At 53.8% G+C, this 14487-nt stretch carries 13 protein-coding genes; 10 read left to right on the top strand and 3 right to left on the bottom strand.

Annotated elements, in window-relative coordinates:
* Positions 1–12 precede the first annotated feature (12 nt).
* Positions 13–1398, bottom strand: coding sequence for an efflux transporter outer membrane subunit (locus tag QMG90_RS08265; protein ID WP_283283347.1), 1386 nt, complete (start codon positions 1396–1398; stop codon positions 13–15).
* A gap of 159 nt (positions 1399–1557) precedes the next feature.
* Between QMG90_RS08265 and QMG90_RS08260 the strand changes: the two genes are divergently transcribed.
* The 3 genes from QMG90_RS08260 (at position 1558) to copM (ending at position 4127) form a co-directional block, all read left to right on the top strand.
* Positions 1558–2241: a copper/silver response regulator transcription factor gene (locus QMG90_RS08260; RefSeq protein ID WP_283283346.1), complete on the top strand. Its 684-nt coding sequence runs from the start codon at positions 1558–1560 to the stop codon at positions 2239–2241.
* On the top strand, positions 2231–3694 hold the full coding sequence (locus tag QMG90_RS08255) for a Cu(+)/Ag(+) sensor histidine kinase (protein ID WP_283283345.1): 1464 nt from the start codon (positions 2231–2233) through the stop codon (positions 3692–3694). Before QMG90_RS08260 ends, QMG90_RS08255 begins: the two co-directional genes overlap by 11 nt.
* An 82-nt stretch (positions 3695–3776) precedes the next feature.
* A complete protein-coding gene (copM, locus tag QMG90_RS08250; protein ID WP_283283344.1) occupies positions 3777–4127 on the top strand; it encodes a CopM family metallochaperone in 351 nt (116 codons plus the stop codon).
* A gap of 23 nt (positions 4128–4150) precedes the next feature.
* Here the strand turns inward: copM and QMG90_RS08245 are convergent, their stop codons facing one another.
* Positions 4151–4417: a YkgJ family cysteine cluster protein gene (locus QMG90_RS08245; RefSeq protein WP_283283343.1), complete on the bottom strand. Its 267-nt coding sequence runs from the start codon at positions 4415–4417 to the stop codon at positions 4151–4153.
* A gap of 135 nt (positions 4418–4552) precedes the next feature.
* Between QMG90_RS08245 and yeiP the strand changes: the two genes are divergently transcribed.
* Complete coding sequence (gene yeiP, locus QMG90_RS08240) at positions 4553–5125, top strand: elongation factor P-like protein YeiP (RefSeq protein WP_283283342.1); 573 nt, start codon at positions 4553–4555, stop codon at positions 5123–5125.
* A 48-nt stretch (positions 5126–5173) separates the two neighbouring features.
* Here yeiP and uxuA read toward each other — a convergent pair whose 3' ends face one another.
* The gene (gene uxuA, locus QMG90_RS08235; protein ID WP_283283341.1) at positions 5174–6364 is read right to left on the bottom strand and encodes a mannonate dehydratase; all 1191 of its coding nucleotides are present in this window, start codon (positions 6362–6364) and stop codon (positions 5174–5176) included.
* A gap of 206 nt (positions 6365–6570) precedes the next feature.
* Here uxuA and QMG90_RS08230 point away from each other — a divergent pair, with 206 nt between their 5' ends.
* From QMG90_RS08230 to QMG90_RS08205, 6 genes are all read left to right on the top strand, one after another.
* The gene (locus tag QMG90_RS08230) at positions 6571–8037 is read left to right on the top strand and encodes a mannitol dehydrogenase family protein (RefSeq protein ID WP_283283340.1); all 1467 of its coding nucleotides are present in this window, start codon (positions 6571–6573) and stop codon (positions 8035–8037) included.
* A gap of 118 nt (positions 8038–8155) precedes the next feature.
* On the top strand, positions 8156–9133 hold the full coding sequence (locus tag QMG90_RS08225; RefSeq protein ID WP_283283339.1) for a CobW family GTP-binding protein: 978 nt from the start codon (positions 8156–8158) through the stop codon (positions 9131–9133).
* A gap of 43 nt (positions 9134–9176) precedes the next feature.
* Positions 9177–9890, top strand: a complete 714-nt coding sequence (locus tag QMG90_RS08220) for a phosphatase PAP2 family protein (RefSeq protein WP_283283338.1) — start codon at positions 9177–9179, stop codon at positions 9888–9890.
* A 418-nt stretch (positions 9891–10308) separates the two neighbouring features.
* On the top strand, positions 10309–10878 hold the full coding sequence (gene mepS, locus QMG90_RS08215) for a bifunctional murein DD-endopeptidase/murein LD-carboxypeptidase (protein ID WP_283283337.1): 570 nt from the start codon (positions 10309–10311) through the stop codon (positions 10876–10878).
* A gap of 166 nt (positions 10879–11044) precedes the next feature.
* Positions 11045–12607, top strand: coding sequence for a cyclic di-GMP phosphodiesterase (locus QMG90_RS08210; RefSeq protein ID WP_283283336.1), 1563 nt, complete (start codon positions 11045–11047; stop codon positions 12605–12607).
* A gap of 70 nt (positions 12608–12677) precedes the next feature.
* Entirely contained in the window at positions 12678–14483 is a 1806-nt protein-coding gene (locus QMG90_RS08205; RefSeq protein WP_283283335.1) for an extracellular solute-binding protein, read from the top strand.
* Positions 14484–14487 lie beyond the last annotated feature (4 nt).

Raw genomic sequence — 14487 nt, 5'->3', positions numbered from 1 at the left:
GAGTTGTGAAGACTATTCTGTCCAGCCGCCACCCAGGGCGGTGAAGAGATTAATTTCATTCACCTGTTGTGAATAGTTAAGGTCCAGAATGGCCTGACGGGTTGAGAATAAAGAACGCTCTGCATCAAGCACTTCGATATAACTGACCGCCCCGCTCGCATATAACCCGCGGGCGCGCTGGAGGGTGATGTTGAGAGAGTCGAGATAGCGTTGTTGCGCCGCGATCTGCTGGCTAATGCTCGCGCGCAGCGCCAGGGCATCGGACACCTCTTTGAATGCCGTTTGAATTTTTTGCTCGTAATTAACGACAGATTGCTGCTGGCGGATCTCTGCCAGTTTCAGATTGGCTTCGTTACGCCCGGCATTAAAAATAGGGATGTCTATTTTCGGGATAAAATTCCACATTCCACCTGCCGCGCTAAACAGATTTGAGAGCTCAGTACTGCCGGTGGACAGCCCGCTGGTCAGAGAGATGGACGGGAAAAACGCCGCCCGCGCGGCGCCAATATTGGCATTTGCCGCCCTTAACTGATATTCCGCCTCCATAATATCCGGACGCTGCAATAAAATATCTGATGACAGGTCTGGCGGCAGCGTCACCGGATTCACATCTTTTTCTTTATCAGGACTGCTTTTCGGGGCGGCGCGGTAAGTACCCAGCACCAGTTGCAGCGCATTATTCGCCTGCGCCAGCTCACCTTCTCTTCTGGCGATATCTGCCCGGGTGCTTTCAATCAGCCCACGGGCCTGCTCGAGGGCCAGCACAGTGGTGCTGCCCGTCACCAGCTGCTGCTCAACAAAGCCGTAGGACTGCTCATAATTGCTGAGCGTTTCCCTGGCAATGCTAAGCTGCGCATAAGCCAGTTGCTGGTTGAAATAGCTCTGTGACACGCTCGAGACAAGCAGGAGCTGCACCGAACGCCGGGCTTCCTCGCTGGCGAAAAAATTCTGCCTGTCGGCGTCGCTCATATTTTTCAGCTTGCCGAAAAAATCCAGCTCAAAGCTGAGATCCATGCCGGCTTCATACTGCTGTGTGGTTGGCTTGTCACTTTTCAGCCCGCCGCTGTAAGTTATTTCTGACGCGGCGTTCAGTTGCGGATAGCGGTCAGCATCCGTGACGTTATATTGCGCCCGCGCTTCCTGCACTTTCAGGGTCGCCATCCGCAGATCCCGGTTATTATTCAGCGCCTCCGTGATAAGCCCGGCGACTTCAGGATCCGCAAAGAAGGTGCGCCATCCGGTCTGCTGGTAACCATTAACGGACGGCACCAACCCATGATGTGACAGGGAAAATTGTTGTGGTACCGGCGATGGCGGACGCTGATAGTCCGGGGCCAGAGAGACGCAGCCCGCCAGAAAGAAAATAGTGCTGATGCTCAGTCGTTTTAATCGGAACATAACGCAAACACTTGCCGGATGATGGATAGCGGTACTGTAACGAAAGCACTCTGTTTGGCAGGTGACGGGATGATGACAATATTGTCATTTTGGGATTAAGCCGTTGATAAGCGACAGGTGCTCACTAGAATGTCAGTAACAGGCTGACCGGGGAGTAACATGAAAATACTGATCGTCGAAGACGAAATTAAAACAGGGGAATATCTCAGCAAAGGGCTGACCGAGGCCGGGTTCGTGGTCGATCACGCGGATAATGGCCTGACGGGCTATCATCTGGCGATGACCGCTGAGTACGATCTGCTGATCCTCGACATCATGCTCCCTGACGTCAACGGCTGGGAGATTATCCGCATGTTGCGCTCGGCCGGTAAGGGAATGCCCGTTTTGCTGTTGACGGCGCTTGGCACCGTTGAGCATCGGGTCAAAGGGCTTGAACTGGGCGCTGATGATTATCTGGTGAAACCGTTTGCCTTCGCCGAGCTGCTTGCCCGTGTCCGCACCCTGCTGCGTCGCGGCAACACGGTTATCTCTGAAAGTCAGTTTCAGGTCGCCGATCTGACGCTTGATCTGGTCTCGAGAAAAGTCATCCGGGCCGGAAAGCGCATCCTGCTGACGAGTAAAGAGTTCAGCCTGCTGGAATTTTTTATTCGCCATCAGGGAGAGGTTCTCCCCCGCTCCCTGATCGCCTCTCAGGTCTGGGATATGAACTTTGACAGCGACACCAATGCAATAGATGTGGCGGTGAAGCGCCTTCGCGGCAAAATCGACAATGATTTTGAGCCGAAATTAATCCAGACGGTGCGCGGCGTTGGCTATATGTTAGAGGTTCCGGATGCGCATTAATCTCTCCCACCGCCCGTTCTCTCTGGCCCTGCGGCTGACATTTTTTATCAGCCTGTCAACGATTCTGGCGTTTATTGCTTTTACCTGGATTATGCTGCATTCCGTTGAAAAACATTTTGCCGAACAGGATGTCAGCGATCTGCAGCAAATCAATGCCACACTGAATAATATCCTCCACGCTTCCGCAACGTCGGAAGGACAAAAAATAACTAAAATGCGCGAATTTCTTGCCAGCTATCGCGGTATTTCGGCGGTGCTGCAGGACGCGCAGGGCGAAATCCTGTTCAGTACGTCACAGGGAGCATCGTTATTACCGGCCCTGAAGGACGTCACCTTTCCCGTAAACCGCCCTGCCGGTGAGATTTTTACCTGGACGGCGGATAATCACAGCGCCGTTTCAACGCATTCGGGCGCGCAAATGAAAAGAGAAACGTTCAGGATAATCGCCTCGTCGGGCGACTATATCCGCGATGGAAAACCGCAGCCTTATCAACTGCTGATTGGTCTTTCCATCAATTTCCATCTCCATTATCTTGCGGCGCTAAAAAAGAATTTAATCGCCATTGCTGTCGTCATCAGTTTGCTGATTATCATCACTATCCATATTGCCGTGCGTAAAGGTCATCAGCCGCTGCGCAATGTGAGCGATGCGATTAAAAATATTACTTCCGAGAACCTGGATGTCCGGCTGGAACCGTCCCGGGTGCCGATTGAACTGGAACAACTGGTGATCTCGTTTAATCACATGATTGAAAGAATTGAGGATGTTTTTACCCGGCAGGCCAATTTCTCCGCCGATATCGCGCACGAAATCAGAACCCCGATTACTAATCTGGTCACCCAAACCGAAATCGCCCTGAGTCAGCACCGGACGCAAAGTGAGCTGGAAGATGTGCTTTATTCCAGCCTGGAAGAATATAACCGCATGACAAAAATGGTCAGCGATATGCTTTTTCTCGCCCAGGCTGATAATAACCAGTTAATTCCCGAGACGGTGAAATTTGATTTGAGCGCGGAAGTGATCAAAGTTTTTGATTTCTTCGAGGCCTGGGCGGAGGAGCGCGGCATCACGCTGGCCTTTAACGGCGCCCCCTGTGTGATTGAAGGCGATCCCCTGATGTACCGAAGAGCCATCAATAATCTCCTGTCGAACGCGATTCGTTACACGCCGGAAGGGCAGACGGTGACGGTGTCGGTCACCGAACAGGCAAACCACGTTGAACTCATTATTGAAAACCCGGGCAAACCAATCCCTGAAGCACATTTAGCACGGCTTTTTGATCGGTTTTACCGGGTCGACCCTTCCCGACAACGCAAAGGCGAAGGCAGTGGCATCGGTCTGGCGATTGTTAAATCGATAGTGACCGCTCACCACGGAAAAGTGAGCGTCGAATCCGATAGCGTCTCCACGCGATTTACATTATCTGTGCCGCGGCCGGGAAATCCGCGATAGCGGTAATCTTCCGGTAATAAAGGGCTTTTCATGTTGCTGAACTATAATAACGCCGTGTCTAACCGAGTTAAGGAGTCCGTTTATGAAACTGAAAACATCACTTTTTCTGCTATTAATGGTAACTGGCGCCGCTTTCTCCGCTGAGCATTCGTCAATGGCGATGCCTGATAAAGGCGCGTCCGCGTCCTCTCAGGAATATATGAGCGGAATGACGACCATGCACGATAAGATGATGGAGGGGGTCAAAGATCCGGATCCTGATAAAGCGTTTGCGAAAGGGATGACCGCCCATCACGAAGGCGCTATTGCCATGGCCGAGACCGAACTGAAATACGGTAAAGATCCCGAAATGCGCAAGCTGGCAGAAGATATCATTAAGGCGCAGAAAGGCGAGATTGAAATGATGAATAAATGGCTTAGCAACCACAAATAAGCCTGCCACACCGCGATGTTGCGTTATCCGGCTGAGACGGGAGCGGTTTCAGCCTCAAGGCTGATAAGCCAGGTCATCGCTTCATCGCGATTCGTTGCACACATCTCCAGGGACGGTTTCAGGCTGCTGCAAACCGCGGGACGTGAGTCCGAGCCAAAAATGTTGCATAAGTTGTCGTCCGACAGTTGAACACACCGGACGTTCGACGGTTTTCCGTGCGGCATGCCGGGGATTGGGCTGGAAATTGACGGCGCGATACAACAGGCGCCACAGTCCGGACGGCAATTCATAACGGTATCTCCTGAGAGTCTGGCTGCGCACCTTATCACCTTTTCACAAAACCGGCGAATTCCACTTGCCTGAAAGGCCCGGCGCGAGTACTTTGACGCGATATTTTTGACACCTTTAAAGACAGGATTACTGCAATGCCAAGAGCGAACGAAATTAAGAAAGGTATGGTGCTGAATTACAACGGCAAACTGCTGATTGTGAAAGACATTGATATTCAGTCACCGAGCGCCCGTGGCGCCGCAACGCTGTACAAAATGCGCTTCTCCGATGTCCGCACTGGCCTGAAAGTCGAAGAGCGTTTTAAAGGTGACGACATTCTGGATACCGTTACGCTGACCCGCCGTTTCGTTGACTTCTCTTATGTCGACGGCGACGAATACGTGTTCATGGATAAAGAAGACTACACGCCGTACACCTTTACCAAAGATCAGATTGAAGAAGAGCTGCAGTTCATTCCGGAAGGCGGGATGCCTGAAATGCAGGTGCTGCTGTGGGACAGCCAGTTGCTGGCGCTGGAATTGCCGCAGACGGTGGATCTGGAAATCGTTGAAACGGCGCCGGGCATCAAAGGCGCGTCCGCCAGCTCCCGTACCAAGCCTGCGACGCTGACCACGGGTCTGGTGGTTCAGGTGCCGGAATACCTCACCACCGGTGAGAAGATCCGCATCCATATCGAAGAAAAACGCTATATGGGTCGCGCGGACTGATAAACGTAAAAAAGGACGGTTTTCACCGTCCTTTTTCATTGCGCCTGATTACAACAAGTCAGGGTATTTCGTCATTTTCAGCGCCAGCTCAACGCCGCGCACTTCCGCCATCCCCTTCAGACGCCCAATCGCCGAATAACCTGGATTGGTTTTCTTTTTCAGATCGTCGAGCATCTGATGACCGTGGTCCGGACGGAACGGAATCGGACGCAGATCACCCGCTTTTTTACGCCGTTGCTCTTCGCTCAGAATCGCATCCACCACCGCCACCATGTTGACGTCACCGTACAGATGCGCCCCTTCATGGAAAGTTTTCGGGTTGTCTTCCCGGCAGGTGGCGCGCAGGTGCGTGAAGTGAATGCGATCGCCGAAGGTTTCAATCATCTTCACCAGGTCGTTATCGGCGCGCACGCCGTAGGAGCCGGTGCACATGGTGAAACCGTTGTTGATGCTGTCGACGGTCTCTTTCAGCCACTGCATATCTTCAATGGTCGACACAATACGCGGCAGACCGAGGATCGGGCGCGGCGGGTCGTCCGGGTGAACAGCCAGACGCACGCCCACTTCTTCTGCCACCGGCACAATGGCGCGCAGGAAACGGGCCATATTCTCGCGCAGTGTCTCTTTGCTGATATGGTCATATTCCGCCAGACGCGCACGGAACTGATCAAGGGTGTAGCCCTCTTCCGCACCCGGAAGCCCGGCAATGATATTGCGCGTCAGCTTGTTAATATCGTCTTCGCGCATCGCGCGGAAATACGCCTGCGCCTGACGCTGTTCGTCGGCGCTGTAATCCGCTTCAGCGCCTTCACGCTTGAGGATATGCAGCTCGAAGGCCGCAAAGGCGATTTGGTCAAAGCGCAGCGCTTTTGAGCCGTCCGGCAGTTGATATTCGAGGTCGGTACGCGTCCAGTCGAGGATCGGCATGAAGTTGTAGCACACGGTATCAATGCCGCAGGCCGCCAGATTGCGAATGCTCTGCTGATAGTTGGCAATCCAGGTCTCACACTGCCCGCTATGGGTTTTGATATCTTCATGCACCGGAATGCTCTCGACCACGGACCAGGTCAGCCCTTTTTCCGCCAGCAGCGCCTGACGCTTTTTAATTTCCTCAACCGGCCAGACTTGTCCATTCGGGATATGGTGCAGCGCAGTCACGACGCCGGTCGCCCCCGCCTGACGCACATCATCAAGAGATACCGGATCATTCGGTCCATACCAACGCCAGGTTTGCTCCATGGTCTCACCCTCTAAAGTTGTTATACCAATAATAAAAAACGTAATGACGACTACCATACAGGCTTAGCCATAATGGTCAAATACCCCGGCAGCATTGATTGATCCAGCTCACATTAACCACAGAAACAAGGCACACCAATTTAAATTGTTGTCATATAACTTTACACTGACGCTTGTTAACTAATCGTTATTCAGGTGTATACAGAATGAAGAACATTGCCACCACCCGACTTCCCGACAGCGTGCAACTGCCCACCTATGACCGGCAGCAGCTCCGCTCACGCATTGTGCATTTCGGCTTTGGTGCCTTTCACCGCGCCCATCAGGCGCTGCTGACCGACCGGGTGTTGAACGCCACGGGAGGCGACTGGGGCATTTGCGAAATCAGCCTGTTCAGCGGCGATCAATTAATGACGCAGTTGCGCGAACAGGATCATCTCTACACGGTGCTGGAAAAAGGGGCCGCCGGAAATCAGGCCATCGTGGTCGGCGCGGTGCATGAATGCCTGAACGCAAAACTGGACTCACTGGCGGCGATTATCGAAAAATTCTGCGAGCCGCAGGTGGCGATTGTCTCTTTGACCATCACCGAAAAAGGCTATTGCATCGATCCGGCCACCGGCCAGCTCGACGTCACTCAGCCGCGCATTGTGCATGATCTGGAAAACCCGCAAGCGCCCCACTCTGCGCCGGGGATCCTGGTCGAAGCCCTGCATCGCCGTCACGCCCGTGGTCTGCCGCCGTTTACCGTGCTCTCCTGCGATAACATTCCTGATAACGGCCACGTGGTGAAGAATGCCGTGCTGGGCATGGCGGAAAAACGTTCCCCGGCGCTGGCGGCGTGGATTGCTGAAAATGTCAGTTTTCCTGGCACCATGGTCGATCGTATTGTGCCCGCCGCGACAGACGATTCGCTGAGTGAAATCGCGGCCCTCCTCGGGGTGCCTGATCCGTGCGCCATCAGCGGTGAGCCGTTTATCCAGTGGGTAATCGAAGATCATTTCGTTGCCGGTCGCCCGGCATGGGAAGTGGCTGGCGTACAGATGGTCAGCGATGTGCGGCCGTGGGAACAGATGAAACTTCGTATGCTGAACGGCAGCCATTCATTCCTCGCGTATCTCGGTTATCTTGCCGGTTTTCAGCATATCAGCGACTGCATGCAGAATGCGGATTTCCGCCAGGCGGCCAGGCGCCTGATGCTCACTGAACAGGCGCCAACACTGTGCATCACTGGCGTGGATCTGACGGCCTACGCCGACAGCCTGATCGAGCGTTTCAGCAATCCGGCGCTGCAACATCGCACCTGGCAGATTGCGATGGACGGTAGCCAGAAACTGCCTCAGCGCATGCTGGACGGCATTCGCGTACATCTGGCGCGCCACAGCGCGTGGCCCTTACTGGCGCTCGGCGTCGCCGGGTGGATGCGCTACGTCAGCGGCACGGATGATGCCGGTCACGCCATCGACGTGCGCGACCCGCTGGCAGAGAAAATTCGCCAGCGGATCGCCGGGAGCCGCGACGATGAACGCGTCACGGCGCTGCTGACGCTGAGCGAAATCTTTGGCAACGACCTGCCGCGCGATGCCCGTTTTGTGGCGGCGGTGCAGCAGGCCTGGCAGTGCATTGCCGATAACGGCGCGCTGAACGCGCTGATTACCACGCTGCGAAGTTAGCATTTTCTGCGGTTTAGCGGGCAAGCGGGATATTTGTCCGCCTTACAACTTCTCATTCTGATATTTTTTCGCCAGGATGGTCAGTTATGTGATGACTGTAACCTTTTCTGGAGTGCTCGTGACCAAAACGAATCTGATTACCGGCTTCCTTGGTAGCGGAAAAACCACGTCGATCCTGCATCTTCTGGCGCACAAGCCTGCCGATGAAAAGTGGGCCGTGCTGGTCAACGAATTTGGTGAAGTAGGTATTGATGGCGCGCTACTGGCAGACAGTGGCGCGTTGCTGAAGGAAATTCCCGGCGGATGCATGTGTTGTGTGAATGGTTTGCCAATGCAGGTGGGGCTGAATACCCTGCTGAGACAGGGCAAGCCCGACCGGCTGCTGATTGAACCGACCGGGCTGGGCCATCCGAAACAGATCCTCGACATACTCACCGCGCCAGTCTACGAACCATGGATTGATCTGCGCGCCACGCTGTGCGTGCTGGATCCCCGCCAGTTGCTGGATGATAAAGTTCTCAATAATCAGAACTTCCGCGATCAGCTTGCTGCCGCAGATATGGTGATTGCCAACAAGCAGGATCGCGAAACGCCGGAAAGCCAGCAGGCGCTGGAAAACTGGTGGGCTCAGAGCGGTGATGGTCGTGAATTACACCATGCCACTCAGGGCGCAATCCCACTGACATTGCTCGATGCACCGCGTCAGAACCTGGCGCCGTTGCCGGAAAGCGCTGAGCATTCCCATTCACATGCGGTCACCAAAGGGCTGGCGGCACTCAGCCTTCCCGAGCATCAGCGCTGGCGTCGCAGCACCAACAGCGGTCAGGGCTATCACGCCTGCGGCTGGATTTTCGATGCAGACACCAAGTTCGATACCATCGGCTTGCTCGAATGGGCGCGGCTCGCGCCGGTGACCCGTGTGAAGGGCGTGCTGCGTATCCCGGAAGGGCTGGTGCGCATTAATCGTCAGGGGCTGGATCTGCATATTGAAACACAGAACGTCGCGCCCCCGGATAGTCGCATTGAGCTTATCAATGACGCTGACGTTGACTGGAACCCCTTACAGGCGGCTCTGTTGAAGCTTCGTTTAGATTGACCTCGTTATCGTTGCCACCATTACTATTACCCATGATACAACAATGAAAACCCGATTTTTCCTTAACGTTCTGCTGAGCGCCGCAGGCGTGGCGCTATTTTTGTCCTGGTACTTGCCGGTCAATCACGGTTACTGGTCTGTGTTTGATTCGACTATTTTCCACTTCTTTAACCACGGTCTGGGCGAAAGCCGCGCTTACGTCTGGTTCCTGGCGATCACCAACAACCGCGCCTTTGATGCCTGTTCACTACTGGCGATGGGCTGCCTGATGCTGAGCTTCTGGCGCAAAGCCGATGATGCCGGACGTCGCCGCGTGGTGATGATCGGCCTGACTATGCTGCTGACAGCGGTGGTCATCAACCAGTTGGCGCAACATCTGATGCCAGTGAAGCGCGCCAGCCCGACGCTCTTTTTCAGCGATATTTATCGGGTTAACGATCTGCTGCCTTTTCCGACCAAGGATGCATCGAAAGACAGTTTCCCGGGCGATCACGGAATGATGCTGCTCATTTTCGCCGGATTTATGTGGCGCTATTTCGGCGCGAAAGCGTTCGCTATTTCCCTTATTATTGTGGTGGTTTTTGCGTTTCCTCGCCTGATGATTGGCGCACACTGGTTTACCGATATTGCGGTAGGTTCAATGACTGCGGTGCTGATGGGTTTGCCATGGGTGCTCATGACACCGCTCAGCGATAAGATTATTCATCTGTTTGATAAATATCTTCCGCATATAAAGAAACAAAAAATATACAATTAAGCAAAATCAATTAACATTCGCTATCAGGGATCACAATGATCCCTGAAGCTAAAGTGATGTTTTATTATTCAACCCTGTCATCTTCCCGTCACACGAAAGTGCCTTAGAAATGAATCAATTGGCTAATTAAGCAGCAAAAAAGGGCCTATTTCTCGCTATGCCGGTTTGTCACTTTCTGTATCACTTTTTCTTATAAAAAAAGAGGCAAAAGCGCTCGCAATGCCAAACCCGATCAGGTAACCTCAATCTCGTTTTGCCGTGCAGGCGTTAATTATTCGCACTGTGAATAATTTTGTGTGTCAGTCCACAGTTTTGCGGATTCTCGATTGTCTCATTGTCTGTCGGTATTTAGTCTCGGTACGTTTGGCATTTTTTATAACGATTTCTTCGTTAAGGACTTCAAGGGAAAATAAACGAAATGGTCAAATCTCAACCGATTTTGAGATATATTCTGCGGGCGATTCCCGCGGTTGCAGTCGCCGTTCTGCTTTCTGCATGTAGCTCAACAAATACCGCTAAGAATATGCATCCTGAGACGCGTGTTGTGGGTATGGAAGATCCCTCTTCACTGCAAGCCTCTCAGGATGAATTTGAAACCATGGTGCGTAACCTCGACGTTAAGACGCGCCTGATGGATCAATACGCCAGCTGGAAAGGTGTTCGTTACCGTCTGGGTGGCGATACCAAACGTGGCATCGATTGCTCTGCCTTTGTTCAGCGCACGTTCCGCGAACAGTTTGGTTTAGAGCTGCCTCGCTCTACCTGGGAACAACAGGAAACCGGTAAGTCTATTAAGCGTGGTCAACTGCGCACCGGCGATCTGGTTCTGTTCCGTGCCGGGTCAACCGGTCGCCATGTGGGCATCTACATTGGCAATAATCAGTTTGTCCATGCGTCTACCAGCAGTGGCGTAACGATCTCCAGCATGAATGAGCCATACTGGAACAAGCGCTACAACGAAGCGCGTCGCGTACTGAGCCGCTCGTAATTTCTTCTGTTGTCGGTTACCCTTGGCCGACGGCAGGAAGCGAAAAAAACACTGCTGCGGCAGTGTTTTTTTTTATGCTGATGCGCAGAGAAGCGGCCATGACAGTATCTATACTTTGTTTAGCCGTTTGCCCTTCATATCCAACCTTCAGGGATAATGTCCGTTTATGCTTACCCGCTATTTTTCTGTCGGCCGGAAGATTGTGTTATACAGCTTCCTGGCGGGAGTGCTGGCTGCATTGCTGGCCGGCAGCCTCCAGTACACGGTGATCCATCATAAACGGACCGAACAGTTCGATTCGATAATCAAGAACCTGCATTCCTACCTGAACAACTATTTTAATGAGCTTCTTACGACCATCGATTACCTGCAGCCGCTGACCATGAGCCCCTGCAACCAGATCCAGCAGGAGCTTACCGCCCGGGCGGCCTTCAGCGTTAACGTGCGCGCCTTTTTGCTGGTCATCGACAAACGTGCGGTTTGTTCGTCCGCCACGGGCGCCATGAACCTGCCGTTTGACAGCCTCTCCACCGATGTCGATCCCGGCAAAGTGTCAGATATGCAACTGCTTTCCGGCACGCCGATGATGCCCTCCAGCCCGGCGTTCGCTATCTGGGTGCGCAATCCGCTGATGAAAAATCACGGCGTTTTTGCTTCCGTGAATGCCAACCTGACCCCTTTCCTGCTCTACTCGGCAAAGCAGAATAACTTTTCCGGTATCGCGCTGGTGGTGCACAACCGCGCGCTGGCAACGTTTTCCAGTAAGCTGATTGATCCGGCGATGCTCAACGTCAAACCGGTGCGTATTGCGAAAATCGATAAGCTGCCGCTTCAGGTTTACCTCTACGGCACCATGTGGAGCGTACAGGATACGCAATATGCGGTGTTGCTGATGATCGTCGTTGGTCTGCTGACCGGGTTGCTGTGCTTTTATATTCTCAACATCGGTAATCGCCCCGGGAAAGAGATCCTCACTGCCATTAAGCGCAACCAGTTTTATGTGGTTTACCAGCCGGTAGTCTCATCCAGCGATATGAAAATTCGCGGTGCTGAAGTGCTGATGCGCTGGAAACATCCCTCAGCCGGCGAAATTCCCCCGGATGCGTTTATCAACTTCGCCGAAGCGCAAAATCTGATTGTGCCGTTGACGCAACATCTGTTCGAACTGATCGCCCGCGACGCGCCGGTGTTGCAGAAAATCCTGCCGCCGGGGGCAAAACTGGGGATCAACATCGCGCCAGGGCATTTGCATACCCCGAGTTTTCAGGACGATATGCGTGCGTTGAGCGCCGCCTTACCGCCGAATTATTTCCAGGTGGTGCTCGAAATTACCGAACGCGATACGCTCCAGCAGCAGGAGGCAATGAAAGTCTTCGAATGGCTGCATCACGAAGGGTTTGAAATCGCCATTGACGATTTCGGCACCGGGCACAGCGCGCTGATTTACCTCGAACGCTACGCGTTTGATTACCTGAAAATCGACCGTGGGTTTATCAAGGCCATCGGGACGGAAACGGTAACCTCACCGGTGCTGGATGCTGTGCTGACGCTGGCGAAACGAATGAATCTGGTCACCGTTGCCGAAGGTGTGGAGACGCAGGAGCAGGCGGAATGGCTGCGTGATCATGGCGTGAATTTTCTGCAGGGTTACTGGATTAGCCGCCCGATCCCCCTCGACCGCTTCCTTGACGCCTGGAACGAACCTGCGAAATATTTCACAAGCGACTGAGTGTCACATATTATTCAGGGACAAGAGGTTAGTTCGCGTTGAACGGCCCGCAAAAGGATGCTGCCCGGTTATGATTCTACGTCTGTGTCTCATACTGATTGCCCTGCTCAGCCTGCCAGTCCAGGCGCAGACAATCGAAGAGAGCTATGCGTTTGCCGTGATCGGCGAACCTAAATATGCCGTTAATTTTAACCACTTTGATTACGTTAACCCGGCCGCGCCAAAAGGCGGTGCGGTGACGCTATCGGAAATTGGCACCTTTGATAACTTCAACCGCTATGCCCTGCGCGGCAAAGCGGGTGTTCGTACCGAATCGCTCTACGACTCCCTGTTTACCACCTCGGATGATGAACCCGGCAGCTACTACCCGCTCGTCGCGGAAACCACGCGTTACGCAGCGGATTTTTCCTGGGCCGAAATCACCCTGAACCCGAAAGCCCGTTATCATGACGGCTCGCCGATCACCGCGAAAGACGTCGCGTTTACTTTTCAGAAGTTTATGACCGAAGGCGTGCCGCAGTTCCGGTTGTACTACAAAGGCACAACGGTCAAAGCCATCGCGCCGCTCACTGTCCGCATTGAGCTGGGCCAGCCGGGCAAAGAGAACATGCTCAGCCTGTTCACTCTGCCCATTATGCCGGAATCCTTCTGGCGCGATCACAAGCTCAGCGACCCGCTCGCCATGCCGCCGCTTGCCAGCGGCCCCTACCGCATCACTGGCTGGAAAATGGGGCAGTATATTATCTATTCCCGGGTGAAGGATTACTGGGGTGCCAGCCTGCCCGTCAACCGCGGACGCTGGAATTTCGATACCCTCCGCTACGACTACTACCTCGATGACAATGTGGCCTTTGAAGCCTTTAAGGCAGGCGCGTTCGACATGCGCATCGAAAGCAGCGCTAAAAACTGGGCGACCCGCTACATCGGCAAAAACTTTGATAATCACAACATTGTCATGGATGCGCAGAAGAACACCTCAGCGCAGAATACCCGCTGGCTGGCGTTCAACGTCCAGCGTCCGGTATTCAGCGACCGCAAAGTGCGTGAAGCCATTACGCTGGCATTTGATTTCGAATGGATGAACAAAGCCCTGTTCTATTCTGCCTACAGCCGCGCGAACAGCTATTTCCAGAACACCGAATATGCGGCGCGCAACTATCCTGACGCCGATGAGCTCGTGCTGCTGGCGCCCATGAAACCTGACCTGCCGCCAGAAGTGTTTACCAGCATCTACCAGCCGCCGGTATCAGACGGTGGCGGGTTTGATCGCGATAACCTGCTGAAAGCCAGCAAATTGCTTGATGAAGCCGGATGGCCGCTGAAAGGTCAGCAGCGGGTGAACGCGCAGACCGGCAAGCCGCTGCGCTTTGAACTGCTGCTGGGGTCCGGCGGCAACAATCAGTGGGTACTTCCCTTCCAGCACAGCCTCAGCCGTCTCGGCGTCACGCTTGAGATTCGTCAGGTGGATAACGCGCAACTCAACAATCGTCTGCGCAGCCGCGACTACGACATGATGCCGGTGCTGTGGCAGGCGACACCGTGGCCGAGCTCCGATCTGCAAATCGCCTGGGCCTCGCAGTATGTCGATTCCACCTATAACGCCCCGGGCGTTAAAAATCCGGTGATCGATAAACTCATCGCCGGGATCATCCGCTGGCAGGGAAACAAAGAGAAACTCCTTCCCCTCGGACGCGCACTGGACCGCGTCCTCACATGGAATTACTATCAGTTACCCATGTGGTACATGGCAGAAGATCGCATCGCATACTGGGATAAGTTTTCCCACCCGGTCATGCGCCCCGTTTACTCGCTCGGCTTCGATACCTGGTGGTATGACGTGAATAAAGCCGCGAAGCTGCCCGCAGACAGACGTTAAGGAA

Source organism: Trabulsiella odontotermitis (assembly GCF_030053895.1).
Lineage (GTDB): Bacteria > Pseudomonadota > Gammaproteobacteria > Enterobacterales > Enterobacteriaceae > Trabulsiella > Trabulsiella odontotermitis_C.
Note: the sequence above shows the minus strand (reverse complement) of the source record. Positions and strands in the feature narration are given on the sequence as shown.